The following is a 26,717-nucleotide window of genomic DNA, read 5'->3' on the forward strand; positions in this document are numbered from 1 at the left end:
GAACATGACACAGATGACAGAGAAGAAAAAGCCACTGATCATATTGACAGGTCCGACTGCTGTCGGAAAGACGGCTGCGTCGATTGGTCTTGCAAAAGCAATTGGAGGAGAGATCATTTCGGCGGATTCGATGCAGGTATACCGGCACATGGATATTGGTTCCGCGAAGATTTTGCCGGAAGAGATGAAAGGTGTGAAACATTATCTGATCGATGTGCTTAATCCGGAAGAGGAATTTAATGTAGCTGTTTTTCAGAAGATGGCAAAAGATGCAATGGTAGAGATCTATAAGAGAGGACGTATTCCGATTGTTGTAGGTGGCACGGGATTTTATATCCAGGCGCTTTTGTATGACATTGATTTTGAAAAGGGAGAAGAAAACACTGCCTATCGAAAGAAGCTGGAAACGTATGCAAAGGAGCATGGTGCGCAGGCGCTCCATGACAGGCTCCGGGAAGCGGATCCAAAGTCGGCAGATGCAATTCATGCAAATAATGTAAAACGAGTGATTCGTGCTCTGGAATATTATCATGAGACAGGAACAAAGATTTCCGAACATAATGAAGCAGAACGGGAGAAGGATTCCCCGTATCGGTTTGCGTATTTTGTTCTGAATGATGTGCGTAGCCGTTTGTATGAGCGGATTGATCGTCGTGTGGATTTGATGGTGGAGCAGGGGCTTGTAGATGAGGTGACTGCTTTAAAGACCAGAGGATGCACAAGGGAAATGGTTTCAATGCAGGGACTTGGATATAAGGAAATTCTGGATTATCTGGATGGAAAGAATTCACTTGAAGAAGCGGTAACGATCCTGAAAAGGGATACCCGTCATTTTGCAAAACGCCAGTTGACCTGGTTCCGCAGAGAGCGGGATGTGAACTGGATCCAGAAAGAGGAATTCGGATACGATGAAGAGAAGATTTTGCAGGCAATGCTTGCGATACTGAAAGAAAAGGAGATTACAGACTAATGGATATCAGTCAGAAAATACAGAAATTATATGAACAGACCGGAATTTCACCGGAAGTTTATGACTTTGGAGAAAAAATTGAAAAATCACTGAAAGAACGTTTTGATAAGATCGATAAAATGGCAGAGTTGAACCAGTTGAAGGTCATTCATGCCATGCAGGAAGCAAGGGTGAATGCAGAATGCTTTAACTATGCATCTGGCTATGGATACAATGATTTCGGAAGAGATACGCTGGAAAAGGTGTATGCAAATGTCTTTCATACCGAAGATGCACTGGTAAGACCACAGATTACCTGCGGAACCCATGCACTTGCTTTAACGCTTTCTGCAAATTTAAGACCTGGTGATGAACTGCTTTCCATCGCAGGAAAGCCGTATGACACATTGGAAGAGGTCATTGGAATCCGCCCATCCACAGGTTCCCTTGCAGAATATGGAGTAATCTATAATCAGGTAGACCTGCTGCCGGACGGAAGCTTCGACTTTGCTTCGATTGAAAAAGCGATTGGTGAGAAAACAAAGCTGATCACGATTCAGCGTTCCAAAGGATATCAGACAAGACCGAGTTTTTCTGTGGATCAAATTGGGGAAGCAATTGCATTTGTCAAGAAGATCAAACCGGAAGTCATCTGTATGGTGGATAACTGCTATGGTGAATTCGTAGAAGAAAAGGAGCCAAGTGATGTGGGTGCGGATCTGGTTGTCGGTTCCCTGATCAAGAATCCGGGCGGCGGACTTGCCCCGATCGGTGGCTATGTAGCCGGAAGAAAGGATCTGATCGAGCAGTGTGCTTACCGCCTTACTTCTCCTGGACTTGGAAAAGAAGTGGGTGCTTCACTTGGTGTGATGCAGTCGTTTTATCAGGGACTTTTCCTTGCACCGACTGTTGTTGCAGGTGCATTAAAAGGTGCTATTTTTGCGGCGAATGTATATGAAAAGCTTGGTTACGCAGTTGTACCGGACGGAAAAGAGGAACGCCACGATATCATTCAGGCGGTAACGCTTGGAAGTGCGGAAGGTGTAATCGCATTCTGTCAGGGAATCCAGGCGGCAGCACCGGTTGACAGTTATGTAACACCGGAACCGTGGGCAATGCCGGGATATGACAGTGATGTGATTATGGCGGCAGGGGCATTTGTACAGGGATCGTCCATCGAACTGAGTGCAGATGGACCGATCAAAGAACCGTATGCAGTATATTTTCAGGGAGGTCTCACCTGGGCGCATGCAAAACTTGGTATTTTAATGTCTCTTCAGAAGTTATATGAAAAAGGAATTGTAAAGGAATTATAGAATGAAAAAAAGAGTCATCATCATCGGCGGCGGAGCAGCTGGTAGTATGGCTGCACTTACGGCGGCGCAGAACGACGCAGATGTACTGCTTCTGGAACAGAATGAAATAATTGGCAGAAAAATACTGTCGACGGGTAATGGCAGATGTAACTTTACCAATCGTTTTCAGGATCCATCCTGCTATCGAAGCGACAATAGCGGATTTGCATGGAAATCAATCGGAAAATTTTCTGAGCCTGAGACAACGTCTTTTTTTAAAAATCTTGGAATTTATCCGAAGGATAAAAATGGCTATCTGTATCCCTGGTCCGAGCAAGCCTCGGCAGTGAGGGAAGCACTGGAGTCTGCGCTGAAACTGGCAAAGATCCGGATTCATACCGGAGTTCGCGTATTTGGGATCATACCAAAGAAAAATGGTTTTCAGATCAGTTTTTCAAAAGATGGGAAAAAAGGAATGATTTCCGGTGAGGCTGTGATCCTTGCGGCCGGATCAAAGGCAGCTGCAAAGCTAGGGAGTGACGGAAGTGGATATGACCTGGCAAAAATGCTGGGACATAAGCTGGTTCCGGTTGTCCCGGCTCTGGTACAGCTCCGGTGCAGGGAAAAGCTGTACCGGCAAGTTGCAGGCGTGCGTACTCATGGAAAAGTAACGGTTTTTATCGATGGGACAGAAACGGCTTCTGATATCGGCGAGCTGCAGCTTACGGATTATGGTATTTCCGGGATCCCGGTCTTTCAGATCAGCCGTTATGCGGCGAGAGGTCTGTATGAAAAGAAAGAAGTTTTTGCAGAACTGGATTTTATGCCGGATTTTGGAGATGTAGAATTTTTGCAGATGTTAAAGGAACGGAAGATAAGGCTGGATGGTCTTGTGATGGAACAGTATTTTAATGGATTATTCCACAAAAAGCTTGCCGGTGCGCTGCTTAAGAGAATTGGAATTTCGGGAACAATGCCGGTGCATGACCTTAGTGAAGAGAATCTGGAAAGACTTTGCCGGATCTGTAAGCATTTCCGAACTTATATTGATAAGACAAATCCGTTTGAACAGGCGCAGATCTGTGCGGGTGGTGTAGATACAAGCGAAATTGATCCGGACACGATGGAGTCGAAGCTTGTAAAAGGACTTTATTTTGCAGGAGAAATTCTGGATGTAGATGGAATCTGCGGAGGTTACAATCTGCAGTGGGCATGGACCAGTGGTTATCTGGCAGGGAAAGGAGCGGCAAATGCTTAGAATCAGTCAGCTGAAGCTTCCGGTTACGCATACGGAAGAGGATTTGAAGAAAAAGATTGTGCACACACTGATGTGCAGGACAGAAGCGGTACAGAGCTATGAGATTATCAAGCAGTCTCTGGATGCCAGAAAGAAGCCAGAGCTGTTCTATGTCTATACTGTGGATGTAAAAGCGGACAATGAAAAACAGCTTTTGAAGATGCTTACCCGAAAAAAGCGTGCAGGCAATGTGCAACTCCATGAAGCAATGCCATATGTTTTTCCGGCAGGAGGCAACGAAAAATTGAAGTCACGTCCGGTAGTTGTCGGATGCGGTCCTGCCGGACTTTTCTGTGCGTATTTTCTTGCAGAATATGGGTATCAGCCGGTTCTTCTGGAACAGGGGGCACCGGTAGAAGAGCGACAGAAAGATGTTGAGGAGTTCTGGAAGACGGGGGTGCTGAAACCGGATTCCAATGTGCAGTTTGGAGAAGGCGGAGCAGGGACGTTTTCAGACGGAAAACTAAATACACTGATCAAGGATCCGGTGGGGCGCAATCGTAAGGTGCTGGAGATTTTCGTGGAAAACGGAGCACCAAAAGACATTCTTTATGTGAATAAACCACACATTGGAACGGATATTCTACGGACTGTGATCAGAAATATGCGGGAGAAAATCCTTGTGTGGGGTGGTGAAATCCATTTCCATACACAGATGACAGAGGTCCTTTTTACAGAAAATACAAGGCGGATCAGAGGGATCATATATGAAGATCTTCTGAAAAAAGAAAAAGAAGAAATACAGACGGAGACGCTGGTTCTGGCACCGGGACACAGTGCGCGGGAGACCTTTGCGATGCTCTTCGAGAAAAAGGTTCCGATGGAGGCAAAATCCTTTGCGGTTGGTGTACGTGCAGAACACCCGCAGGAGTTGATCAATCATTCCCAGTATGGGGATGCAAAGGCATCTCTTCCGGCAGCAGCCTATAAGCTGACTGCAAAACTGCCGGATGGAAGAGGTGTATATTCATTCTGTATGTGTCCGGGAGGCTATGTGGTTAATGCGTCTTCGGAGGAGGGATATCTTGCGGTCAACGGAATGAGCTATCATGCCCGCGACAGCCACAATGCCAACAGCGCAATCGTTGTGACGGTTACACCGGAGGATTTTGAAAGCGACCATCCGCTTGCCGGAATTGCATTCCAGAGAAAACTGGAAAAGGCAGCTTACAAAGCAGGAAAAGGAAAAATTCCGGTACAGAGATACGGGGATTTTTACCGGAGTGTGACCGGAAAAGAAAAGGAAAAGACCGAAGCAGAAGTCTGGTATCAGGGACATGAACCTTGTATGAAGGGTGCGTATGAAGAGACAGACCTGGCGGGGATTTTTCCGGCAAAGATCAGTAGCGCGCTGGTGGAAGGGATGGAAGATTTTAACAAGAAAATTCGAGGTTTTTCGCATCCTCTTTCCATTCTTTCCGGAGTGGAGAGCAGAACCTCTTCGCCGGTACGGATCGTAAGAGATAATCATTCGCTGGAAAGCGTGATTGGAGGACTTTATCCTTGCGGAGAGGGCGCAGGATATGCCGGCGGGATTACGTCGGCGGCAGCAGACGGTATTAAAATCGCAGAAAAAATTCGACAAAAATATGCACCGTTTTTATAGAAAACAGCTGTGTTAAGAAAAAAATAATATTTAAAAAGTCTATACACGTTTTTTAAAATATGCTAAAATGATACCAGTTTGTGATTCAAAAGAGGAGGAGTACAGATGAGAGGAGCCGGAAGTAAGAATGCCTGGGCGTTATTTCTGCTGATTTTGGCAGGAATTGTTCTGGGTGGCTTTATCGGTGTGCTTGCAGAAGGGGTTCCAGCACTTAGCTGGCTTTCTTATGGACAGACTTTCGGGGTAGAGACACCGATTGTTTTGAACCTCGGACTTGTCGTTATTACGTTTGGTCTTACGATTAAGATCACGATCGCAAGCATTATTGGAGTGATTATCTCCATATTCATTTATCGTTTCTTATAGGATGTATAAAGCATCCCATATACAAGGGTGGAGAGTCTGGTGTGAATCAACAAATCCTGCAAAAGGATGAATCAAAAAAATACCATTCGAGAAATGTTATCAGAAGAGCGGCCATATGAAAAATGTGAACGCTTTGGGGCGGGCAGTTTAACAGATATTGAATTGCTCGCTGTTTTGTTAAGGACTGGAACAAAGGGAGAGAGTGCACTGGATCTTGCCAGGAAGCTTTTTTATCCCGGAGAAGGTACACAGCCACAAGCCAAAGCCCATCTTCAAAGCTGGACAAAAGAAGAACTGCTGAAAATCAGTGGAATCGGAAGAGTAAAGGCTATTCAGATCTTATGCCTTTGTGAGCTTTCCAAGAGAATGTCCCAGCTTTCAGCCAGAGAAGATCTGGATTTTTCAAGACCGGATACAATTGCAGCATATTATATGGAAGATATGCGCTATTACAGGCAGGAGCATTTGAAACTGCTGATGCTGAATACGCGTTCCAGACTGATCGGAGAAAGCGAAATTTCGAGAGGGACAGTAAATATGTCCGTAATTTCCCCGAGAGAGCTTTTTATAGAGGCATTGCAAAAGAACGCAGTCTATATTATACTGTTGCACAATCATCCAAGTGGTGATCCGATGCCGAGCAGGGAAGATATTCTTGTGACGCAGCGCATCCGGGAGGGCGGAAGCCTTCTTGGAATTGAACTTCTGGATCATATCATTATTGGTGATAACTGCTATGTATCACTCGCAGAGCAGAAGCTGCTTAAGGAAAAGTAGTATGGAAAGGAACTTTAGATTATGGCGCGAAATATTTACGGTCTTGATCTCGGGACTTATGAGATCAAGGTGTATGATAAAAAGCAGGACAGTACGTGGAAAGAGAAGAATGTAATTGCTATTGTGGACGGAAAAGAGATCTTGGCTGTCGGCGATGAAGCATATGCGATGTTCGAGAGAACACCGGGAAATATTGAAGTGGTGTTTCCGATGAAAGAAGGTGTAATCAGCAGATTTACGGATATGCAGTATCTTCTTCAGAATCTGCTGAAGAAAGAGCGCCGTTTTACAAGAGGATCAGAATATCTGATCGCAGTACCTACGGATGTCACAGAAGTTGAAAAACGGGCGTTTTTTGATCTGGTTGTTCATTCAACGGCGAAAGCAAAAGAAGTGAGTATTGTAGAACGCGGTGTTGCGCAGTGTATCGGAATGGGAATTGATGTCCGGAAGACAAAAGGGATGCTGATCGTTGATTTTGGTGCGGCTACAACCGAATTATCTGTAGTAGGTTCAGGTGGCATGGTACTTAATAAAATGCTTAAGATTGGTGGTATAACATTTGATGTGGCAGTTCAGAATATGGTCCGCCGGAATTATGATTTTCTGATCGGAAGACAGACAGCCGAGGCTCTCAGAAAACGTTTTGGAGTGCTTGGCGGAAACGGAAAAGCTTCCATGGTGGTTGCCGGACGTAATCTGGTTGTTGGTGTACCAAGATACCAGGAAATCCCAAGCAGTGCGGTACGGGCTGCAATGAAAGAATCTCTGGAAACCTGCACTTCGCAGATTGGTCAGTTGATTGAACGGACCCCACCGGAGGTAGCCCGTTCAATCAAAAAGAATGGAATCTGTCTGACGGGTGGTGTTTCCAGGCTACCGGGGCTTGACCGGTACATAGAAGCTGTGACTGGATATCCGGTGCATGTGGCTGCTAAGCCGGATCTGTGTGCAGTAGAAGGGCTGCGACGGATGATCAATTCAAAAGAACTTAAAAAAATTTCGTACTCAATGTTGGATGAAAATTATAGGTGGATAAGATAGATGAAAAGAAAGAATCAATTTTCGACATCAAATAAATACTGGTTGCTGATCCTTGCTATCATATGTATTGTATTGATGGGACTTTCCGGATTTGCAGAGTCCGGGAAAGGACCGCTTTCCTGGGCAGCAGGTTACACGATCGTGCCGATGCAGAAAGGAATCAACCGTGTCGGGATGTGGATCGGCGATGTTTCAGAGAATTTTGCAACACTTCAGGAAATAAAAAAAGAAAACAAAGAACTGAAATCCCGCCTGGAAGAGATGACGACTGAGAATAACCGGTTGCAGCAGAATTCAGCAACGCTGGAAAGATATAAAGAATTATATAAGATGGATCAGAATACAGCGGATTATCCGAAAGTTGCTGCAAATGTAATCGCCAGCGAGAATAGCAACTGGTTTTCGAAATTTACGATTGATAAGGGAAGCAATGATGGGATCAGGAAAGATATGAATGTCCTATCTGGAACCGGACTGGTTGGAATCGTCACAGAAGTCGGACCGAACTGGGCAACAGTAAGTTCGATTATCGATGATAAAAATGTAAGTGCCATGATCCTGACAACCTTTGACAAATGTATTGTAAGCGGAGATCTGCAGACGGTGCAGGACGGACTTTTAAAATTTGAACAGCTTGCCAATAATGAAAATGAAGTGGCGGTCGGAGAACAGGTTGTAACATCGAATATCAGCAGCAAATATCTGCAGGGACTTCTGGTTGGATATATTTCAGAGGTAAATGTAGATTCCAATAACCTGACAAGATCCGGATATATCATTCCTGCTACGGATTTTAAGGAATTACAGGAAGTTCTTGTTATTACAACAACAAAGCAGGATCTGATCGATGGAAAAGGTGAAAGTGGAAGCGATAACGGAGGCGAATAGACATGAAAAAGATTAAAAGGATTCTGATCTGTGCTGTGTTGATCACTGTCTGTTTTCTTCTGGAGACAACGGTGTTTCAAAAGCTGGCGTTTGCCTCGATTATTCCGAATCTCCTGATTATCGTGACGTCCTCATTTGGATTTATGAGGGGACAAAAAGAAGGGATGATCATCGGCTTTTTCTGTGGACTTTTAAAAGATATACTAGGTGGAAATCTGCTTGGATTTTATGCGCTGATCTATATGCTGATCGGATATGGCAACGGATTTTTCCAGAGAGTATTTTATGACGAAGACATTAAACTCCCGTTGGCACTTATTGCCGGCAGTGAGTTTCTATATGGTATGGTGATTTATGTCCTTTTATTCATGTTAAAAAGTGATTTCCATTTTTTGCATTATCTGAGACATGTGATCATGCCGGAACTGGTTTACACGATTCTGGTTACACTTGTTCTGTATCAGATCATTCTGCATATTAACCGAAGACTTGAAGAAGAAGAAAAAAGGAGTGCTAGCAGATTTGTTTGATTTATTGGATCGTCTGAAAAGATGGTTTATCGACTTGGTAAAATCTAGAGTGTTTGTGCTGATGCTTGTGTTTATTGTGCTTTCTGCAATTTTGATACAGCGTGTGTTTGCTTTACAGATCGTAAACGGACAGGCATATCTGGATGACTATAAGCTTCAGATCCAGAAAACAAAAGAGGTACAGGGAACCAGAGGTCGTATCCTGGACCGGAACGGAGTGGTTCTGGCAGATAACAAGCTCGCATATTCCGTCACGATTGAAGACAACGGTGACTATGATACGGTTAAAGAGAAAAATAAAATCATCAATGCAACAATTGAGAAAGTGATCAGTATTGTTGAATCGAATGGAGATTCTATTGTCAATGATTTCAAAATTATTCTCAATGATAATGGAGAATATGCTTATTCCATGACAAGCGAGGTGCAGCGTCAGCGGTTCCTTGCGGATGTGTTTGGAAAAGCAACCATTGATAAGCTCAGTAACAAGCAGAAGGCATACAGTGCGGCAGATCTGATGCATTATCTCTGTACAGATGAGACCTACGGTTATGGGCTGGACGAACAGAAACTGTCCAAAGAAGAAATCCTGAAGCTGGTAACAATCCGGTATTCCATGGGACTGAATCGCTATCAGAAGTATGTGGCTACAACGATTGCAAGTGATGTCAGTGAAAGTACAACAGCTGCTATTATGGAAAACCTGGATACTCTTCAGGGAGTTAATATTGAAGAGGATTCAATCCGTTATTACCCAGACAGCAAATATTTTGCGTCTATTCTTGGTTATACGGGTGTGATTTCACAAGATGAATATGATGCGTTGGATGAAAAGGAGCAGGACTCGTATTCTCTTACGGATGTGGTTGGAAAAGCAGGGCTGGAGCAGACACTGGATAAAACACTTCAGGGTGAAAAAGGTGAAATCAAACTTTATGTTAACAGTGTGGGAAAGGTCATTGAGTCCAAGCAGGGGAAAAAGGCAAAGGCAGGAAATGATGTCTATCTTTCTATTGATGCCAATCTGCAAAAGGCAGCTTATGATCTCCTGGAAGAAAAGCTTGCCGGAATCATCCTTTCCAATCTGACTACGTCTCTGACCTATGACCGTACACAGGCAGAAGAGGGAAGTGATGTGAAGATACCGATTGGTGATGTTTACAATGCATTTATTTCCAATGAGATTCTGAATGTGGGACATTTTGAGGCTGCGGATGCCGGGGAGACTGAGAAAAGTGTGTATGCGTCATTTTCTTCTAAAAAGGAGGCAGTGCTTGCAGATGTGATGGCACAGCTGAGTGATTCAGGTGCGCCGGCATATAAAGACTGTGATGAGGATATGCAGGCATATCTCAGTTATATTATCAGTACTGTACTTACCCAGAATGCAGCAATCATTCAGAAAGATTCGATTGATACCAATGATTCTACATATATTGCGTGGGAAAATGATGAGAGCATCAGTCTCTATACTTATCTGAATTATGCGATCTCCAAGAACTGGATCAATACATCAAAACTGACTGATTATATGAACAGTGACAGTGAGTATTCGGATCAGAATGAAGTATATCAGGGGATTCTGGCGTATATCAGTGCAAATCTTCCTAAGGATTCCGGATTTGACAAACTGATCTACAAGTATATGATACGCAATGAAGAAATCACAGGAAGCCAGATTGGTATGATGCTTTATGAGCAGGGAATTCTGAATTATGATGCAGATGTTTATAATAAGCTTGCGGATGGTACAATGACCGCCTATGATTTCATGTATTCCAAGATTGAAGATCTGGAAATCACACCGGGACAGCTTGGACTGGAACCATCTACCGGATCGGTCGTAGTAACTGACACGAAGACAGGACAGCTTCTTGCCTGTGTATCCTACCCGGGATATGATAATAACCGGCTTGCAAATACCATGGATTCAGGCTATTATACAAAGCTTTTAAATGATCAGTCAGCACCGTTATATAATAATGCGACGCAGGAGAAGACGGCACCGGGATCTACTTACAAACCACTGGTTGCTGTTGCCGGACTGACAGAAGATGTCATTGATACCAGTACGTATATCAGCTGCGGCGGACTCTATGAAAAAATTTCACCGAGTCCACGATGCTGGATTTATCCGGGGTCGCATGGAAGTCTGAATGTGACGAGTGCGATCCAGCATTCCTGTAATATGTTCTTCTATGAAGTTGGATACCGTCTGGGACTTACAAACCAGATGCTCAGTAATGCAAAGAGCAGCGAGTCGGGATATTCTTCTGACCAGGGATGTGAGACGCTTCTGAAATATGCGACTATGTTTGGACTGAACCAGACAACAGGAATCGAAATTCCGGAATCGTCACCTCAGGTATCTGATCAGGACTCTGTACGTTCTGCAATCGGTCAGGGTACTAATAACTATACGACAACTCAGCTTGCAAGATATGTTACAGCAATTGCAAACAGAGGAACTGTTTATAATCTTTCCCTTCTGGATCATGTGGAAAATAAGGATGGTAAGGTAACAAAAACTTACGAACCGGATGTGCTGAACCAGATAGAGGGTGTTTCCGGAAATACATGGGATGCTGTTCAGTCGGGAATGCGGGCAGTTGTTACCAGCAACAGTACATATTCTTCGTTGGGAAATATTACAATGTCAGGTAAAACCGGTACGGCACAGCAGAGTACTACACATCCGGATCACGGTCTGTTTGTTGGCTATGCGCCAAGTGACGATCCGAAAGTCGCATTTGCGATCCGTATCAAAAATGGTTATGAATCTTTATATCCGTCAGAGATTGGAAGAGACCTGATGCGCTATTATTATGGAGAGACAAGCCGTGATGAGCTGATCACAGGGCATGCATCGGCAGCAGGTTCATCATCGACACATGGAGACTAGATTGAGGGGGATCACAGGTATGAAACAGAAAGTCATCATTAAAAGTAATAAATACGGTCTGATTGTTCATATGGATCCTGATGCAGAGTATACAGAGATTCTGAAGGAATTGAGAGAAAAATTTACCGAATCTGCCCGCTTTTTCAAAGATGCGACCATGGCGGTTACGTTTGAAGGGCGGATTCTTACAAAACCACAGGAAGAAGAGGTCATTGGTCTGATCACTGATGTCGCTCATATCCATATTGTCTGTATTTTTGATACTAATGAAAATACAGAAAGATTATACAAAAAAGTAGTAGAAGACTCTCTTAACAGTTTAACCAGAAAAGAAGGTCAGTTCTACAAAGGTACACTCAGACAAAGGCAGGTACTGGAGACAGAGCAGAGTATTATTATACTTGGCGATGTAGAGTTTGGTGCAACCGTAGTATCCAAGGGCAATATTGTTGTGCTGGGTGCGGTAAGGGGAACGGTACATGCCGGGGCAACAGGAGATCGGAATGCGTTTATTACGGCGTTGTCGATGAGACCGCATGTGATGAAGATTGCAGATATTGTATCAACACATACATATCTTCAGGACGAAACCGTAAGACCAAGTATCGCCCGTCTTGACGGCAAGCGCATTTATATCGATCCACTGGAGAATTTAGAGTGGTAGGAGGATCTGAAAAATGGGTGAAATTATTGTAGTGACATCGGGAAAAGGCGGTGTCGGAAAAACAACAACGACAGCAAATATAGGTGCCGGACTTTCAAGGCTCGGGAAAAAGGTACTGGTGATCGATACGGATCTGGGTCTTCGGAATCTGGATGTTGTCATGGGACTTGAAAACCGGATCGTATATAATCTGGTCGACGTGATCGAAGGTGGCTGCCGTTTGAAGCAGGCGATGATTAGTGATAAGCGTCATGAAAATCTGTATCTGCTGCCATCGGCACAGACAAAGGATAAGTCAGCGATCACACCGGAGCAGATGATCAAGCTTACAAATGAGCTTCGAGATGAATTTGATTACGTTTTACTGGATTGTCCGGCAGGGATTGAGCAGGGATTCCAGAATGCGATTGCCGGAGCTGACAGAGCATTTGTTGTGACAACGCCAGAAGTATCCTCCATTCGTGATGCTGACCGCATCATTGGGCTGCTGGAGCAGAATCACATGAAAAAACTGAATCTTATTATTAACCGTATTAGGATGGATATGGTGAAAAGAGGAGAGATGATGTCAGTAGAAGATGTGACAGAGATTCTTCCTATCGATCTGATTGGAGCAATTCCGGATGATGAACAGGTCGTGATCGGAACGAACCAGGGAGAGGCGGTTGTAGATATGGATTCGCTGGCAGGAAAAGCATATACCAATATCTGCCGGCGTATAACCGGTGAAGAAGTGCCATTTCTCGATCTGGATAAACAGGAAAGTTTGTTTTACAAACTTTCCCATATGTTTAAAAGAAATTAGGAGGATGTATCATGCATGTATTTGAAAGAGGTATGCACCATTCATCTGTCCGCATTGCAAAAGAACGTTTGAAAAGCCTTCTTGTTTCGGACCGGGTGCAGTGTCAGCCAGATACTTATGAACTTTTGTGCGGAGAATTATACCACACAATCGGAAAATACATGAAGATAACCGAAGATAATTTTAAAGTGGAAATAACACGTTCACAGATTAGAATCAACTTGACAGGAGAAAAATCGTGAGATTACCAAAAAAGACAAAACCTTATCATTTAAAAGATGTGAAATTCGGTCTGGTCATTTCTGTTATTGCTATATCGATTATCGGAGTTATGGTAATCGGAAGTGCAAAGCAGGCAGTACAGGGAAGACAGATCATAGGACTTGTCGCCGGAGTGATCCTGATGATCATTCTTTCGATGATAGACTATGTATGGCTTCTGAACTTTTACTGGATTTTATACGGGATCAATATCATTGCACTGGTATGTGTAAAGCTGTTTGGAACCAATGTAAATGGTGCACAGCGGTGGATCGATATCGGAGTGACGAATTTTCAGCCATCAGAGCTCAGCAAAATACTGGTTGTCTTATTCTTTGCAAAATTTCTGATGAATCATGAGGATGATCTGAACAGTGCTGCAACCATCCTGAAAGCAGTAGGACTGATTGCACCAACACTGATCCTGATCGTTCTTCAGCCAGACCTTTCAACAACCTTATCCATAGCGCTTGTCTTTTGTGCTATGATGTATCTGGCGGGACTGAGTTATCGATTTATCGGAACCCTGATTGCGATTCTGGTTCCGGTTACGATTATTTTTATCAGTATTGTTGTACAGCCAAATCAGCCATTTCTGCACGATTATCAGCAAAAGCGTATTCTGGCATGGCTGGAACCGCAGAAATATGCAAGTGATGAAGCTTACCAGCAGAATAATGCAATTATGGCGATTGGTTCCGGACAGCTTACCGGTAAAGGACTGAATAATAATACAACCACATCCGTGAAGAACGGAAATTTTATTTCTGAGCCACAGACAGACTTTATTTTTGCAATTGTAGGTGAAGAATTAGGTTTTGTGGGTTGCTGTATCGTGATTGGTCTGTTATTATTGATTGTAGTACAATGCATATTGATAGGACTCAGGGCACAAGATCTGGCGGGGCGGATTATTTGCTGCGGTGTAGCCGCGCAGATAGGATTTCAGTCGTTTATCAATATCGGCGTGGCAACAGGGATCTTACCAAATACAGGAATTCCCCTTCCGTTTGTTAGTTACGGACTGACTTCGCTTATCAGCTTATATATGGGAATTGGCATTGTATTAAATATAGGGCTTCAGCCTAAAAAATATCAGTAAAAGGAGCTGAGAAAATGAATATCGGACTTATTGCGCATGACTCTAAGAAAACACTGATGCAGAATTTCTGTATTGCATATCGTGGGATTTTGAGCAAGCATGAGTTGTATGCGACCGGTACAACCGGCCGGCTGATCGAAGAAGTTACTAATCTTTCTATTCACAAATATCTTGCGGGACCGCTGGGCGGCAAACAACAGCTCGGTGCGCAGATTGCACAGAATGGAATTGATGCTCTGATCTTTCTTCGGGATCCACAGAATCCAAAGCCACATGAACCGGATGTAAATGATGTCATTCGTCTTTGTGACATGCACAACATCCCGATGGCTACCAATCTTGCAACGGCAGAAATCATTATACTTGCATTAGACAGAGGAGACTTGGATTGGCGTGAGATGTATAAGTAGAGCAAAAAGTGCCGCACTGGTATGTGTGGCATCGATAAGTCTGTTTACAGGTGGTTGCATCGGAGGAAAAGGAGCAACACCTGTGACAGCATATGAACTTAAAAATTATAATCAGGATTTATACCAGGGAAAGCTTTATGCAGAGGAGCTGTGTGTAGCACAAAATGATGTGGCGTTAGAGGGATATACAGAAGATACTGAATTGCACAGTGCTGCATTATTTGATCTTACAGGAGAACGTGTATTATATTCTTATAAAGCGCATGAACGACTGTATCCTGCCAGTACAACCAAGATCATGACGGCACTTCTCGCTATTGAGAATGCAAATTTGGATGACCAGGTGACGATTAGTGGAAACGCAGATGCATCCAGTTTTTCGGCGGATGCACAGGTGTGCGGCCTTGCGAAAGGAGAAGTCTGGACACTCAGGGATCTTTTGGGAGCTCTTCTTTTGTATTCTGGAAATGATGCAGCAACTGCAATCGCGGAATATGTAGGTGGATCAGAAGAAGCGTTTGTTAATATGATGAACCGCAGAGCCCAGGAATTGATGGCGAACGGGACTCATTTTATGAATCCGCACGGACTGCATGATGACAATCATTATACAACAGCGTATGACCTTTATCTGATATTTAATGAGTGCATAAAGCATGAAGATTTTGTAAATATCATACAGAGTGAAGCATATACCGCACATTATACAGATGTGGACGGTAACAGCCAGGAGGCGTTGTTTACACCGACCAATCTCTATGCGCAGGGAGAGGTGGATGTGCCGGAGAATGTTACGATCGTAGGCGGGAAGACCGGGACAACGGATGAAGCAGGATATTGTCTGATTCTGATGGAAAAAGATTCCAGTGACAATCCATACATATCGATTGTTATGGGAGCCTCAGAAAAACCGGTTCTGTATGAGGATATGACATCATTGATCGAGGCAATCCCGTCTGGCCAGCAGTAAATGTGGTGTGTGAATCTTATCGTATACACAAAAAGGGGCATCTCTTGTCTGGGAGCCCCTTTCTTTTTTACAAGCATGTAGAAAATACACCGAGATGGTATCAGGTACATTACCTGGGCGTATTAAGATTCGGACATGGATCCGATTCTACCAAAAAGACTGATCAGGTAGAGTCCACACAGTCCGACGATCGTGTAGACGATACGTGAGAACCATGACATGTTTCCAAAAAGCCAGGCAATAAGATCCAGACGGAATATACCGATCAGAAGCCAGTTCACAGCACCGATGATCACGACGGTGAGTGCTGTATTATCAAACCATTTCATGTAAATATCCTCCTTATACGATTCTATACGGTTAGTATGTGTTAAAACTTTGTGATTATTCATAAATGAGAGGAAAAAGATGTTATATTATAAATATTCGGATTACCTGAAAAACAAATATGGTGAAAAAGTATACAAGCTTCCGGTGAACCTTCCGGTCACATGTCCGAACCGTCTTGACGGAGATGGATGTGCATTCTGTGCCGGTGCAGGAACCGGATTTGAGGCAATGTCGGCTGCAGTTTCTGTCACAGAACAGTTGACACGGACCAGACAGATGATCACGAGAAAATACCATGCCAACAAATATATTGCATATTTTCAGAATTATACCAATACCTTTCTTCCTCCGGACAGATTTCGCAGTTATCTGATGGAGGCTACCAGGATTCCGGGTGTCGTGGAGATATCTGTTTCCACAAGACCGGATTGTGTTTCGGCTGAGTATCTTGATATTATGAGAGATATCCGCGCGATGACTGGAATTCAAATGAATGTAGAACTTGGATTACAGACAGCAAATTATCATACACTGCAGATGATCGATAGGGGACATGGTCTTGCAGAATTTATCGATGCAGTACTGCGGATTAAAAGATATACTGGTATTTCAATCTGTACCCATGTGATTCTTAATCTTCCGGGAGATACGGCAGCGGATGCAAAAGAGACTGCAAGAATCCTTACTGCGCTTGGTGTGGATATTGTGAAACTGCATTCGCTTTATATTGCCAGAAATACACGGTTGTGCGATTGGTATGAAAATGGTAAAATAACGGTATGTTCAAAGGAAGAATATTTTGAAAGAGTGATTACGTTTCTTGAACAGATTCCGGAAACCGTGGCAGTAGAACGAATGTTTTCAAGAATTCCTGAGAAAGATGCGGTGTTCTGTAACTGGGGATGTAGCTGGTGGAGGCTGAGGGACGAACTGCTGCAGAAGATGGAAGAGGAAGGCAGGTATCAGGGCAGGTGCTGTGATTATCTGAATGGTGCGGCACTGTGCCTGTTAAAATCCGAATAGATTTGGAGGCTTGATTTTTGGCTGGGAAAAAGAAGAATACGGAGGTCGTCAGCCTCCAGAAATATAAACGAAAAGGATATTTAAATATTGGTACGATTCTGTTTGGAATTATTTTTGTGTATCTTGTTTTTACCGTTCTGATCTATTTTACAAAAGACAGAGTGAGTGTATATGAGGTACGGGAAGGAAGCATTTTAAAAGACAGGAATCTTACCGGAATGGTTCTCAGAAAAGAAACGGTGGTAAATGCTGAAAAAAGCGGATATGTCAATTATTTTGTAGACGATGCGCAGAAGGTTGCACTTGGAACCAATATTTACACCATTACGTCTTCCAAGCTCGAGACACAGACGGATCAGGACAGCAATGAAGAAGTTTCCCTGAATGCAGATGAATGGAACAGTATTCTGCTGAAGGCACAGGGATTTAATGAATCCTATTCACCGGAGGAATTTAAGACGGCATCAAATCTGAAAAGTGAAGTAACAGCGATCTTACAGAACAATACGACACAGAGCAGGGTTGCACAGCTGAATTCTATTTTGCAGTCCGGAAATGTAGATGCATTTCAAAGCCCGGATGACGGAATCGTGGAGCTTTCGGTAGATGGCTATGAAAATCTGACGACAGATAATATCACGGATGAGATGTTTGATAAGGCAAATTACAGTGTCACAGAGCTTTCAGGCAACCAGAAGATTGATGCAGGGCAGCCGGTATATCGCCTGGTCACAGATGAAGAGTGGACGGTAACGGTACGCCTGACCTCTGATCTGGCACAAACCTTCCAGAAAAAAATGAACGGGGAAGATTCCCTTTCTGTTGAGGTCAGATTCCTGAAGGATAATAAGGACCTGTGGGGAACTATGCGACTTACGGAAAAGAAAAATGATATTTATGCCAATATTACTTTTAAGGATTCTATGATCCGGTATGCAGATGAACGGTTCGTGAATATTGAACTGATCCTGGAAGACGAGTCCGGGCTTAAGATTCCGAAAACCTCGGTAACGGAGAAAGATTGTTATGCTGTTCCGATAGATTATATCACGAGCGGCGGGGCTTCTCAGAACGAAGGTGTCTACAGGCAGACGACCAAAAAAGGAAAGACGACAACGGAATTTATTCCGGTGACGATCATTAACGAGGATACGGAATCGGGTATTGCATATCTGGATACAGAGAATCTGAAAAAAGGAGATACTCTTTTGTTGCCGGAATCTTCCGATACGATGGATCTTTTGAAAACCGAAAGCATCAAAGGAGTTTATAATGTCAATAAAGGCTATGCTGTATTCAAGCAGGTTCAGATCCTGAGTGAGAGTGATGAATACTATATTATTGCAGAAGGAAACAGCTACAGTCTATCCAATTATGATCATATTGCCCTGAACGGAGATTCTGTTCGGGATAATCAGATAGTAAGTCAATAAGAAATGGAGTGAAAGAAATGATCACAGAAAACTTAAAAGATGTGGAAGCACGTGTATGCGCTGCATGCGAACGCTCCGGCAGAAAACGGGAGGATGTAACACTGATTGCTGTCAGCAAGACCAAACCGGTAGAAATGCTGGAAGAAGCGTATGCTTACGGTTGCCGTTATTTTGGTGAAAATAAAGTGCAGGAACTGGATGAAAAATATGACATAATGCCGAAGGATATTCACTGGCAGATGATTGGTCATCTGCAGCGCAACAAAGTAAAATGTATCATCGATAAGGCAGAGTTGATCCATTCTGTTGATTCTATTCGTCTTGCGGAAACAATTGATAAAGAAGCAGCGAAAAAAGGTATTGTTGTAAATGTGCTTCTCGAAGTAAACATGGCAAAAGAAGATACAAAATTTGGTTTGATGCCAGAGGAAGTTATGGATTTTATTCATGAAATTGTCAGATTTCAACACATAAAAGTACAAGGATTGATGACAATTGCTCCGTTTGTAGAAAACCCGGAAGAAAATCGTATACATTTTGCAAACTTACGAAAATTATCTGTTGACATTGCAAAGGAAAAAGTTGATAATGTTAACATGAGTATTCTTTCAATGGGGATGACCAATGATTTTGAAGTTGCTATAGAAGAGGGAGCCACCATGGTTCGGATAGGGACAGCAATTTTTGGCGAGCGAAATTATGCTCATCAGATTTAGATACCACAGATAGGAGTGTATAAGAAAAATGGGAGTATTAGATAAGTTTTTAGACGTTATGAAATTAAACGGCGACGATGATGAGTATGATGATGATTTCTACGATGAAGATGACGATTTTGAAGATGAGTCATATGAAGAAGAGAAGCCAAAAAAGAATATTTTTGGAAAGAAAGATAAACCGGCTGCTTACGAAGAAGAAGAGGAAGATTATCAGCTTAAAAAATCAGGTCGTTCAAATAAAGTCACCCCGATGCGCCAGCCTTCTACACGCAGAAATGCTCCTGCAATGGAAGTTTGTGTAATCAAACCAAACGCAATGGATGATACACGCGAGATTACAGAGACTCTTCTCGCGGGAAGAACTGTTATTTTGAATCTGGAAGGTATGGATCTTGAGATCGCGCAGAGAATTATTGATTTCACATCAGGATCTGCTTTTGCAATTGATGGTAATCTTCAGAAGATTTCAAGTTATATTTTTCTGGTAACACCGGCAAATGTTGATATTTCCGGCGATATGCAGGATCTTCTGAATACTTCGTTCGATGTGCCGATCCAGAACCGTTACTAGAAGAAAGAAGACAGGGTATGGAAAAAGAAGAGACTTTACTTCGTAAACGTCTGATTGAGCTGTCTAACAATGCTTATCAGAGAGGAATCATTATGTATTCCGATTTCCTGAACCTGAATGAACTGAATATATTACATACTACGCCGAAGGATTCTTTCCCTGTTCCATACAGGACCTTTGGCGGGTATGATCCGTCAGAGCGTCAGATGGCAGCATTTCTACCTGATGCTTTTTATATGTATATGGATGAGGAAAGTATCCGCAGTACATATCCGATCCGCATTCTGAAGATCAGTCCGCTACAGCCGAAATTTGCTGAGGAATTATCACACAGAGATTATCTGGGTGCACTTCTGAACCTTGGGATCACAAGGGCAAAGACGGGAGATATTCTGATTCACGATAAGGAAGCTTATGTTTTTGTACATCAGGAACTGACGGAGTTTCTTGTAAAAGAACTGACCAGGGTACGTCATACAACCGTTCGTGCCGTAGAAGTAGAAAATGCAGATTTTAAATGGGAGCCAAAGTACGAAGAGATTAAGGGGACTGTTGCGTCAGTACGCCTGGATTCCCTTCTTTCACTGGCTTTTTCTTCGTCCAGAAGTAAACTTACTGCATTGATTGAGGCTGGGCGTGTATATGTAAACGGAAAGCTGATTACCAGTAATGGATATCATGTAAAGGACAACGATATCGTTTCCGTAAGACAGATGGGACGTTTTCAGTATGAAGGAGTTCTTTCCGAGACAAAAAAAGGACGTTATTATGTTACAATCCGAAAGTATATCTAATGGCATTAGCAGTAAAGGAGAGCATATGAAGAACAGACCAGGGTTAAAACAATATATTTTTGCAGCACTTGGAGTCGTAATCCTGGTGCTTCTGGATCAGTATACAAAGCTTCTGGCAATTGCACATTTGAAGGATCAGTCTGCATTTGTGTTGTGGAATAATGTTTTTGAATTGCATTATCTTGAAAACAGAGGAGCTGCATTTGGGATTTTTCAGAACCAGCGATGGTTCTTTGTCATCATGACCGTTGTGATCCTTGTTATTGTGAGCTGGTTTTATGGCAGAACTCCGGTAGAAAAAAGATATCTGCCACTCAGAATCTGTATGATCGTTCTGACAGCCGGAGCAATCGGGAATTTTATTGACCGTCTGACCAGAGGATATGTGGTTGACTTTTTTTATTTTTCACTGATTGATTTTCCGATTTTTAATGTGGCGGATATTTATGTGACTGTGACGTTTATCGTTCTGGTTCTGCTGATCTTTTTTTATTATAAGGACGAAGATTTTTCTATTTATTCGCGCAGACAGGAGCAGAAACATGCAGATTAAAGAATTTCAGAGTGAAGAAAATGCAGGGGAGAGAATCGACAAATTTCTCACAGAGAAAGTGCCGGAGCTTTCCCGTTCTTATATTCAAAAACTGATAAAAGAAAAAAATGTAAAGGTAAATTCCACAGTAATCAAATCTAACTATAAGGTTGCAAAAGGAGATCAAATTCAGATTACGATACCGGATTTGACGGAACCGGATATCCTGCCGGAAAAAATACCATTGGATATTCTCTATGAGGATGATGATATCCTGGTGGTTAATAAGCCGAAAGGTATGGTAGTGCACCCGGCAGCAGGTCATTATACCGGAACCCTGGTCAATGCGATCATGTATCATTGCAAAGACCGGCTTTCAGGAATCAACGGTGTAATGCGTCCGGGAATCGTACACAGGATCGATATGGATACTACCGGTTCTCTTCTGGTATGTAAAAATGATACCGCACACCAGATCCTTGCAGAGCAGTTAAAAGAGCATAGCATTAAGCGGATTTATCATGCAATTGTACACGGTAATATCAAAGAGGATTCCGGTACTGTGAATGCGCCGATCGGACGCCATCCGATTGACCGAAAGAAAATGAGTATCAATGAGAAAAATGGCAGAAATGCAGTGACACACTACCGGGTCCTGGAGCGGTTTGGCGATTATACTTATATTGCCTGTGAGCTTGAAACCGGTCGCACACATCAGATCCGTGTGCATATGGCAAGTATCCATCATCCGTTGCTTGGAGACTGTGTATATGGTCCGGCAAAATGTCCGTGGACACTACAGGGGCAGACACTTCATGCGAAAATTCTTGGAATTATCCATCCGAGAACCGGAAAATATATGGAATTTGATGCCCCACTTCCGGAATATTTTGAAAATTTATTGAAAAAACTACGCAAAATGTCATGAAAATCTATACATTTATTATGAATTGTTATATAATATGTATAGGATAATCATGGAATAATGACCTGCAAAGGAGCGTGACGTTTATGAGTAAAACACATACAATTATAACAATAGGTCGTCAGTTTGGAAGCGGAGGACGCGAGATTGGAAAACGTCTGGCAGATGAACTGGGAATTGAGTTTTATGATAAAGAATTGTTGTCACGGGCAGCAAAGGACAGTAAGATATGCAAAGAGCTTTTTGAGACACATGATGAAAAACCGACGAACAGTTTTCTCTATTCATTGGTAATGGATACATATTCTATGGGATTTGCATCCGGTTCTGTCAATGAAATGCCACTAAATCACAAAATTTTCCTTGCGCAGTTTGATGCGATCAAAAAGATTGCGGAGGAAGGACCGTGTGTACTGGTAGGAAGATGTGCGGATTATGCGCTGGAAGAGCGGGATGATGTACTAAGTGTATTCATTCATGCAGATCTGGAAGACAGGATTAAAAATGTAGCAAAGCTGAATGAACTGACAGATAACAAAGCAAAAGATCTGATACATAAGACAGATAAACGCAGGGCAAGCTATTACAATTATTATACCAACAAAAAATGGGGCGATGCCGAAAGTTATGATATTTGTATAAACAGTTCCAAGTTTGGGGTTGACGGATGTGTGAAAGCTATCAAAGATTTTCTTGAATTAAAGGCAAGCTTTGAAGAGTAAGAACAGCGATTATAATGTTATAAGACGGGGGAAATAAAAATCCCCCGTTTTTTAGACCTGTAGCAAAATACTTATGTTCTGATAATTTCGGAACACAGGCATTATAGTGTCAAATAAAGAGAAGAAAGAGGAGACAAGAAAACATGAAATTTGTAATTCAGAGAGTAACACATGCCGAGGTTGCGGTAGAAGGAGAAGTGATCGGAAAGATTGGAAAAGGATTTATGGTGCTGATCGGAGTGGCACAGGATGATACCAGAGTGATTGCAGACAAAATGGTAAAGAAGTTGACAGGACTTCGCATTTTTGAAGATGAGAACGGAAAGACCAATCTTGCCCTGAAGGATGTGGATGGAGAACTTCTTCTGATTTCCCAGTTTACCTTATATGCAAACTGTAAAAAAGGATTCCGCCCAAGTTTTATTGAGGCAGGTGCACCGGATATGGCAAATGAACTGTATGAATATATTATTGAAGAATGTAAGAAAGTGATCCCGGTTGTGGAAAGAGGAAACTTTGGCGCAGATATGAAGGTATCTCTTTTAAATGACGGTCCATTTACGATCGTGCTGGATTCGGAGCAGATTTGTTAAATTATTATTTGGTTTCTAAAGATGTATCGTGTATAATAGAATACAGATGGAATACACAAGAAAGTGGGGAATGTAATAATGAGTTATGAAGCATTAAACAGCAGGATTATGGAGATGAAGGATGAAATTCTTGCTGGAATCCAACAGAACATGAGAATTGAAAGCGTGCGTGGTGAGGCACAGCCAGACGCGCCATATGGTCCGGGACCGAAGGCTGCTCTGGAAGATGCCCTTGAACTTGGCCGCAAGCTTGGCTTCAAGGTTGGGCAGGCAGACAATCGTATAGGCTGGGTAGAATATGGAGAAGGAAAAGAGATGGTAGGCGTTCTTGGTCATGTAGACGTTGTACCGGCTGGCGATACCGGTTGGACTTATCCTGCCTATGGTGCCGAGATCCACGATGGAATTCTTTGGGGAAGAGGATGTCTGGATGATAAGGGACCGATCATTGGATCAATTTACGCATTGAAGGCGATCCGTGACCTGAATCTTCCAATTGACCGTAGAATCCGTGTTATTTTTGGATCGGATGAGGAATGTGGCTCTTCATGCGCAGCGTATTACGTAGAGAACGGATATGAGATGCCGACGATCGGATTTACTCCGGATGCAGATTTCCCTGTTATTTTCTGTGAAAAAGGAACGACCGGCATCAAAGGCGGTTCTAAGGTTTATGACAAAGGTCATATCGAAGTGGAATATTTTGGTGGTGGAATTGCTGACAATGTCGTGATTCCAACTTGTAAACTGATCGTAAAAGGAGATATTAAGGTAGCAGAGACAGAAGGAATCACTGTGACGCATGAAAACGGAAAAACAATCGTTGAAGCGGTGGGAAGAAGCGCACATGGAAGTACCCCGCATCTTGGTGTAAATGCAGCAATTCTTCTTTTGAATGCAGTGAAAGAGAATGAATTTGGTGGAGAATTCCAGCAACTGATGGAATTTCTTCTGAAAGAGATCGGAGCGGAGACAAATGGAGAATCACTGGGAGTACATTATGTGGATGAAGAAACTGGTGAGACAACCGTAAACCTTGGTATTGTTTATTATGATGGAGAAGAGACCTATTTTACATTAGATGTCCGTTATCCAAAAAATGCAGATCCGAAAGTTGTTGATGATACACTGATCAATCATATCAACAGTTACACATTCGATGTGCTCCGGAAAAATAACCACAAAATTCTCTATGTACCAAAAGACTCTGAACTGGTGACAAAGCTCGTTCATGTATATGAAGAAGAGACTGGCGAGCACCTGGAACCACTTGCAATCGGTGGTGGAACTTACGCAAAGAAATTCCCGAACATGGTTGCATTCGGACCGGTATTTCCAGGTGAAGCAGACGTGATCCATCAGCCAGATGAACATGTGGAAGTAGAAAAGCTTCTCCGTGCACTGCAGATTACGGCAGCAGCAATGTACGAACTTGCAAAAAAATAGTAGAAAACAGTACTGACTGAATCATCTGAATATGTCATATATAGATACGAGCATCGAAGGGTGAGCTGTTCAATGGAACAAAAGCCGGATAAGATGACAGGTTGAGAATACCTGTACATCTTATCCGGCTTTTTTGATGCATTTGAAAAAATATTTATGATAGTAAGAGAAAAAGGGATATGGAGAAGAACATATATAAAAAACAGGTGATTACTTGCAAAAAGCACTTCTATCTGAGATGCTTCTGCAAGTAATCACCTGTTTTTTAAAAATTAACGGAAGAAGCGCATAACAGCAGCAACTTTCCCTAAAATCGTAACATCTTCAAGGATAAATGGTTCCATTGCATCATTCTCCGGTTGAAGACGGATCACACCTTCTTCTCGGTAAAACGTCTTTACCGTTGCACCGTCATCAATCAGAGCAACAACCATGTCACCGTTCTCTGCAGTTGCCTGTTTTTCCACAATGACATAATCTCCATCCAGTATACCGGCATTTATCATACTTTCACCCTGAACTTTCAGCATAAAGAGTTCTTTATTTGATGAAATATATTCAGTAGGAACAGGATAGTAATCTTCAATATTCTCCTGTGCAAGAACCGGTTCTCCTGCAGCTACATGGCCTACGATCGGAATCTGAACCATCTCACGTCTTGTGAGATTAAATGAATCATCCAGAATCTCGATTGCACGTGGTTTGGTTGGGTCACGTCGTATGTATCCGTTCTTCTCAAGAGTCTCGAGATGAGAGTGTACAGAAGAAGTTGACTTCAGATTCACAGCATCACAGATCTCACGTACAGCCGGTGGAAAACCACGTTGCAGGATCTGGGACTTAATATATTCAAGTATCTCTTCCTGTTTCTTGCTAATATTACCTTTACTCATAAAAGACCTCCTAAATCTGTATCTATATCAATTTGAATTATTATCTGAACTATTAAAATTATCATATCATACAGAAGAAAAAATAGCAAACAAATGTTTAGAAAATACGTTCGATTTGCATATTGACAAACGTATGTTCTTGCTGTATATTGATAACAGAACAGTTGTTCGGGAACATGCTTTCTGGTATATAGGAGAACTGAAAAGATTACAGAAGAAAAGGGAGGAATTTATCATGAGATCAGAGAAAAGAAAAGATATGTATGCAGATCGATATCATGCAGGAGCAAAAGGACAGAAGCACTGTCATTATGCAAAGCACCGTAAGACGAATTCTATCAGACGGTTTGTGACAGGGATTGCGGCTCTGGTGATGGTTATGTCACTGAGTTTTGGATTTGGAAGCTTTTTCTCCAGTGCGCACGATAGCAAAGTTGAAGAACCTTCCGGAGAGAGATATTATAAAAGTGTCCAGCTTGAAAAAGGGGATTCACTCTGGAGCATTGCACAAAGATACAGACGAACAGAAGATTCTATATATGAATATATGGATGAGCTGGCAGAAGCAAATCATTTAAGTTTAAAAGACAGGAATAATCTCCAGGAAGGAGACTATCTGGTTGTTTCGTATTATGGAGATGATTCTGTTTATTAAAGACCATCTGTGCTGTCAGGTAGCAGCGAATAATCTGCCTGACAGCACATTATATACACTCTATTTTTTATAAAAGTCTAAAAGACTAAGACATTCTTAAGGTCTCTAACCAAGATCCCATCGCTCACCCCGTCTTAGTCTTTCCGGACTTTTTAATTTTATACTAAGAAATTTTATATTTTTAAGGCTATACTTGATTTTACTAGTGACTTTAA

At 42.5% G+C, this 26,717-nt stretch carries 29 protein-coding genes; 27 read left to right on the forward strand and 2 right to left on the reverse strand.

The features are described from left to right. Positions 1-4 precede the first annotated feature (4 nt). From miaA to PGW42_RS11500, 16 genes are all read left to right on the forward strand, one after another. Entirely contained in the window at positions 5-970 is a 966-nt protein-coding gene (gene miaA, locus PGW42_RS11425) for a tRNA (adenosine(37)-N6)-dimethylallyltransferase MiaA (protein ID WP_173692525.1), read from the forward strand. Next, positions 970-2,265, forward strand: coding sequence for a methionine gamma-lyase family protein (locus tag PGW42_RS11430; protein WP_270203668.1), 1,296 nt, complete (start codon positions 970-972; stop codon positions 2,263-2,265). Before miaA ends, PGW42_RS11430 begins: the two co-directional genes overlap by 1 nt. Position 2,266: 1 nt before the next feature. Further along, complete coding sequence (locus tag PGW42_RS11435; RefSeq protein ID WP_270203669.1) at positions 2,267-3,502, forward strand: aminoacetone oxidase family FAD-binding enzyme; 1,236 nt, start codon at positions 2,267-2,269, stop codon at positions 3,500-3,502. Beyond that, a complete protein-coding gene (locus PGW42_RS11440) occupies positions 3,495-5,147 on the forward strand; it encodes an NAD(P)/FAD-dependent oxidoreductase (RefSeq protein WP_270203689.1) in 1,653 nt (550 codons plus the stop codon). The genes PGW42_RS11435 and PGW42_RS11440 overlap by 8 nt, the downstream gene beginning before the upstream one ends. A gap of 105 nt (positions 5,148-5,252) precedes the next feature. Continuing rightward, a complete protein-coding gene (locus PGW42_RS11445; protein ID WP_008370229.1) occupies positions 5,253-5,513 on the forward strand; it encodes a DUF4321 domain-containing protein in 261 nt (86 codons plus the stop codon). 66 nt (positions 5,514-5,579) lie between these two features. Then, positions 5,580-6,290, forward strand: coding sequence for a RadC family protein (gene radC, locus PGW42_RS11450; RefSeq protein WP_008370231.1), 711 nt, complete (start codon positions 5,580-5,582; stop codon positions 6,288-6,290). Positions 6,291-6,311: 21 nt separating this feature from the next. Beyond that, entirely contained in the window at positions 6,312-7,334 is a 1,023-nt protein-coding gene (locus PGW42_RS11455; RefSeq protein ID WP_270203670.1) for a rod shape-determining protein, read from the forward strand. Further along, a complete protein-coding gene (gene mreC / locus PGW42_RS11460) occupies positions 7,335-8,222 on the forward strand; it encodes a rod shape-determining protein MreC (protein WP_117823648.1) in 888 nt (295 codons plus the stop codon). Positions 8,223-8,224: 2 nt separating this feature from the next. Next, positions 8,225-8,752 carry a rod shape-determining protein MreD gene (gene mreD / locus PGW42_RS11465; protein ID WP_172676481.1) on the forward strand — a complete coding sequence of 176 codons (528 nt, stop codon included), beginning with the start codon at positions 8,225-8,227 and terminating at the stop codon, positions 8,750-8,752. 61 nt (positions 8,753-8,813) lie between these two features. After that, the gene (locus PGW42_RS11470) at positions 8,814-11,654 is read left to right on the forward strand and encodes a penicillin-binding transpeptidase domain-containing protein (protein WP_442872436.1); all 2,841 of its coding nucleotides are present in this window, start codon (positions 8,814-8,816) and stop codon (positions 11,652-11,654) included. 19 nt (positions 11,655-11,673) lie between these two features. Continuing rightward, positions 11,674-12,318, forward strand: a complete 645-nt coding sequence (locus tag PGW42_RS11475; protein WP_242999992.1) for a septum site-determining protein MinC — start codon at positions 11,674-11,676, stop codon at positions 12,316-12,318. 13 nt (positions 12,319-12,331) lie between these two features. Further along, the gene (minD, locus tag PGW42_RS11480; protein ID WP_008370246.1) at positions 12,332-13,123 is read left to right on the forward strand and encodes a septum site-determining protein MinD; all 792 of its coding nucleotides are present in this window, start codon (positions 12,332-12,334) and stop codon (positions 13,121-13,123) included. A gap of 11 nt (positions 13,124-13,134) precedes the next feature. Beyond that, a complete protein-coding gene (locus PGW42_RS11485; protein ID WP_022221008.1) occupies positions 13,135-13,365 on the forward strand; it encodes a cell division topological specificity factor MinE in 231 nt (76 codons plus the stop codon). Next, complete coding sequence (locus PGW42_RS11490) at positions 13,362-14,486, forward strand: FtsW/RodA/SpoVE family cell cycle protein (protein ID WP_008370248.1); 1,125 nt, start codon at positions 13,362-13,364, stop codon at positions 14,484-14,486. Before PGW42_RS11485 ends, PGW42_RS11490 begins: the two co-directional genes overlap by 4 nt. A 14-nt stretch (positions 14,487-14,500) precedes the next feature. Beyond that, positions 14,501-14,896 (forward strand): methylglyoxal synthase, encoded by a 396-nt coding sequence (locus PGW42_RS11495; protein WP_008370250.1) that lies wholly within the window; start codon positions 14,501-14,503, stop codon positions 14,894-14,896. Further along, entirely contained in the window at positions 14,880-15,866 is a 987-nt protein-coding gene (locus PGW42_RS11500) for a D-alanyl-D-alanine carboxypeptidase family protein (RefSeq protein WP_270203672.1), read from the forward strand. Before PGW42_RS11495 ends, PGW42_RS11500 begins: the two co-directional genes overlap by 17 nt. Positions 15,867-15,988: 122 nt before the next feature. Here the strand turns inward: PGW42_RS11500 and PGW42_RS11505 are convergent, their stop codons facing one another. Then, on the reverse strand, positions 15,989-16,195 hold the full coding sequence (locus PGW42_RS11505; protein WP_270203673.1) for a DUF378 domain-containing protein: 207 nt from the start codon (positions 16,193-16,195) through the stop codon (positions 15,989-15,991). Between the two features lie 79 nt (positions 16,196-16,274). On the opposite strand from PGW42_RS11505, the gene PGW42_RS11510 reads away from it, so the two are divergent. From PGW42_RS11510 to pepV, 10 genes are all read left to right on the forward strand, one after another. After that, on the forward strand, positions 16,275-17,219 hold the full coding sequence (locus tag PGW42_RS11510) for a TIGR01212 family radical SAM protein (protein ID WP_055260970.1): 945 nt from the start codon (positions 16,275-16,277) through the stop codon (positions 17,217-17,219). A gap of 17 nt (positions 17,220-17,236) precedes the next feature. Then, positions 17,237-18,652: an HlyD family efflux transporter periplasmic adaptor subunit gene (locus PGW42_RS11515; protein WP_270203675.1), complete on the forward strand. Its 1,416-nt coding sequence runs from the start codon at positions 17,237-17,239 to the stop codon at positions 18,650-18,652. A gap of 17 nt (positions 18,653-18,669) precedes the next feature. Next, positions 18,670-19,368, forward strand: coding sequence for a YggS family pyridoxal phosphate-dependent enzyme (locus PGW42_RS11520; RefSeq protein ID WP_270203677.1), 699 nt, complete (start codon positions 18,670-18,672; stop codon positions 19,366-19,368). 28 nt (positions 19,369-19,396) lie between these two features. Continuing rightward, a complete protein-coding gene (locus tag PGW42_RS11525; protein ID WP_008370263.1) occupies positions 19,397-19,942 on the forward strand; it encodes a cell division protein SepF in 546 nt (181 codons plus the stop codon). Between the two features lie 17 nt (positions 19,943-19,959). Further along, a complete protein-coding gene (locus tag PGW42_RS11530) occupies positions 19,960-20,736 on the forward strand; it encodes a YlmH/Sll1252 family protein (protein ID WP_215633885.1) in 777 nt (258 codons plus the stop codon). A gap of 25 nt (positions 20,737-20,761) precedes the next feature. Beyond that, the gene (lspA, locus tag PGW42_RS11535) at positions 20,762-21,289 is read left to right on the forward strand and encodes a signal peptidase II (protein WP_270203678.1); all 528 of its coding nucleotides are present in this window, start codon (positions 20,762-20,764) and stop codon (positions 21,287-21,289) included. Next, positions 21,279-22,196 carry an RluA family pseudouridine synthase gene (locus PGW42_RS11540; RefSeq protein ID WP_270203680.1) on the forward strand — a complete coding sequence of 306 codons (918 nt, stop codon included), beginning with the start codon at positions 21,279-21,281 and terminating at the stop codon, positions 22,194-22,196. Before lspA ends, PGW42_RS11540 begins: the two co-directional genes overlap by 11 nt. Positions 22,197-22,279: 83 nt before the next feature. Continuing rightward, positions 22,280-22,915, forward strand: coding sequence for a cytidylate kinase-like family protein (locus PGW42_RS11545; RefSeq protein WP_270203681.1), 636 nt, complete (start codon positions 22,280-22,282; stop codon positions 22,913-22,915). 143 nt (positions 22,916-23,058) lie between these two features. Further along, positions 23,059-23,508 carry a D-aminoacyl-tRNA deacylase gene (gene dtd, locus PGW42_RS11550; protein WP_055260960.1) on the forward strand — a complete coding sequence of 150 codons (450 nt, stop codon included), beginning with the start codon at positions 23,059-23,061 and terminating at the stop codon, positions 23,506-23,508. A 78-nt stretch (positions 23,509-23,586) separates the two neighbouring features. Beyond that, on the forward strand, positions 23,587-24,954 hold the full coding sequence (gene pepV / locus PGW42_RS11555; RefSeq protein ID WP_270203682.1) for a dipeptidase PepV: 1,368 nt from the start codon (positions 23,587-23,589) through the stop codon (positions 24,952-24,954). A gap of 272 nt (positions 24,955-25,226) precedes the next feature. Here the strand turns inward: pepV and lexA are convergent, their stop codons facing one another. Continuing rightward, positions 25,227-25,847, reverse strand: a complete 621-nt coding sequence (gene lexA, locus PGW42_RS11560) for a transcriptional repressor LexA (protein ID WP_055157087.1) — start codon at positions 25,845-25,847, stop codon at positions 25,227-25,229. A 235-nt stretch (positions 25,848-26,082) separates the two neighbouring features. Between lexA and PGW42_RS11565 the strand changes: the two genes are divergently transcribed. Next, positions 26,083-26,502, forward strand: coding sequence for a LysM peptidoglycan-binding domain-containing protein (locus PGW42_RS11565; protein WP_270203683.1), 420 nt, complete (start codon positions 26,083-26,085; stop codon positions 26,500-26,502). The last annotated feature ends 215 nt before the right edge of the window (positions 26,503-26,717 follow it).

The organism is Coprococcus sp. TM115-187 (assembly GCF_027679115.1).
GTDB classification, from domain to species: Bacteria; Bacillota; Clostridia; order Lachnospirales; family Lachnospiraceae; genus Allocoprococcus; species Allocoprococcus comes.

Excerpts from the sequence above, each read along its gene's own strand:
- pepV (WP_270203682.1), top strand. The coding sequence starts at position 23,587 with ATGAGTTATGAAGCATTAAACAGCAGGATTATGGAGATGAAGGATGAA.
- PGW42_RS11495 (WP_008370250.1), top strand. The coding sequence starts at position 14,501 with ATGAATATCGGACTTATTGCGCATGACTCTAAGAAAACACTGATGCAG.
- PGW42_RS11430 (WP_270203668.1), top strand. The coding sequence starts at position 970 with ATGGATATCAGTCAGAAAATACAGAAATTATATGAACAGACCGGAATT.
- lspA (WP_270203678.1), top strand. The coding sequence starts at position 20,762 with ATGAAGAACAGACCAGGGTTAAAACAATATATTTTTGCAGCACTTGGA.
- PGW42_RS11475 (WP_242999992.1), top strand. The coding sequence starts at position 11,674 with ATGAAACAGAAAGTCATCATTAAAAGTAATAAATACGGTCTGATTGTT.
- lexA (WP_055157087.1), bottom strand. The coding sequence starts at position 25,847 with ATGAGTAAAGGTAATATTAGCAAGAAACAGGAAGAGATACTTGAATAT.
- PGW42_RS11510 (WP_055260970.1), top strand. The coding sequence starts at position 16,275 with ATGTTATATTATAAATATTCGGATTACCTGAAAAACAAATATGGTGAA.
- mreC (WP_117823648.1), top strand. The coding sequence starts at position 7,335 with ATGAAAAGAAAGAATCAATTTTCGACATCAAATAAATACTGGTTGCTG.
- dtd (WP_055260960.1), top strand. The coding sequence starts at position 23,059 with ATGAAATTTGTAATTCAGAGAGTAACACATGCCGAGGTTGCGGTAGAA.
- PGW42_RS11565 (WP_270203683.1), top strand. The coding sequence starts at position 26,083 with ATGAGATCAGAGAAAAGAAAAGATATGTATGCAGATCGATATCATGCA.
- PGW42_RS11485 (WP_022221008.1), top strand. The coding sequence starts at position 13,135 with ATGCATGTATTTGAAAGAGGTATGCACCATTCATCTGTCCGCATTGCA.
- PGW42_RS11530 (WP_215633885.1), top strand. The coding sequence starts at position 19,960 with ATGGAAAAAGAAGAGACTTTACTTCGTAAACGTCTGATTGAGCTGTCT.
- mreD (WP_172676481.1), top strand. The coding sequence starts at position 8,225 with ATGAAAAAGATTAAAAGGATTCTGATCTGTGCTGTGTTGATCACTGTC.
- PGW42_RS11540 (WP_270203680.1), top strand. The coding sequence starts at position 21,279 with ATGCAGATTAAAGAATTTCAGAGTGAAGAAAATGCAGGGGAGAGAATC.
- miaA (WP_173692525.1), top strand. The coding sequence starts at position 5 with ATGACACAGATGACAGAGAAGAAAAAGCCACTGATCATATTGACAGGT.
- PGW42_RS11505 (WP_270203673.1), bottom strand. The coding sequence starts at position 16,195 with ATGAAATGGTTTGATAATACAGCACTCACCGTCGTGATCATCGGTGCT.
- minD (WP_008370246.1), top strand. The coding sequence starts at position 12,332 with ATGGGTGAAATTATTGTAGTGACATCGGGAAAAGGCGGTGTCGGAAAA.
- PGW42_RS11455 (WP_270203670.1), top strand. The coding sequence starts at position 6,312 with ATGGCGCGAAATATTTACGGTCTTGATCTCGGGACTTATGAGATCAAG.
- PGW42_RS11435 (WP_270203669.1), top strand. The coding sequence starts at position 2,267 with ATGAAAAAAAGAGTCATCATCATCGGCGGCGGAGCAGCTGGTAGTATG.
- PGW42_RS11440 (WP_270203689.1), top strand. The coding sequence starts at position 3,495 with ATGCTTAGAATCAGTCAGCTGAAGCTTCCGGTTACGCATACGGAAGAG.
- PGW42_RS11545 (WP_270203681.1), top strand. The coding sequence starts at position 22,280 with ATGAGTAAAACACATACAATTATAACAATAGGTCGTCAGTTTGGAAGC.
- PGW42_RS11520 (WP_270203677.1), top strand. The coding sequence starts at position 18,670 with ATGATCACAGAAAACTTAAAAGATGTGGAAGCACGTGTATGCGCTGCA.
- radC (WP_008370231.1), top strand. The coding sequence starts at position 5,580 with ATGAATCAAAAAAATACCATTCGAGAAATGTTATCAGAAGAGCGGCCA.
- PGW42_RS11525 (WP_008370263.1), top strand. The coding sequence starts at position 19,397 with ATGGGAGTATTAGATAAGTTTTTAGACGTTATGAAATTAAACGGCGAC.
- PGW42_RS11445 (WP_008370229.1), top strand. The coding sequence starts at position 5,253 with ATGAGAGGAGCCGGAAGTAAGAATGCCTGGGCGTTATTTCTGCTGATT.
- PGW42_RS11470 (WP_442872436.1), top strand. The coding sequence starts at position 8,814 with ATGCTTGTGTTTATTGTGCTTTCTGCAATTTTGATACAGCGTGTGTTT.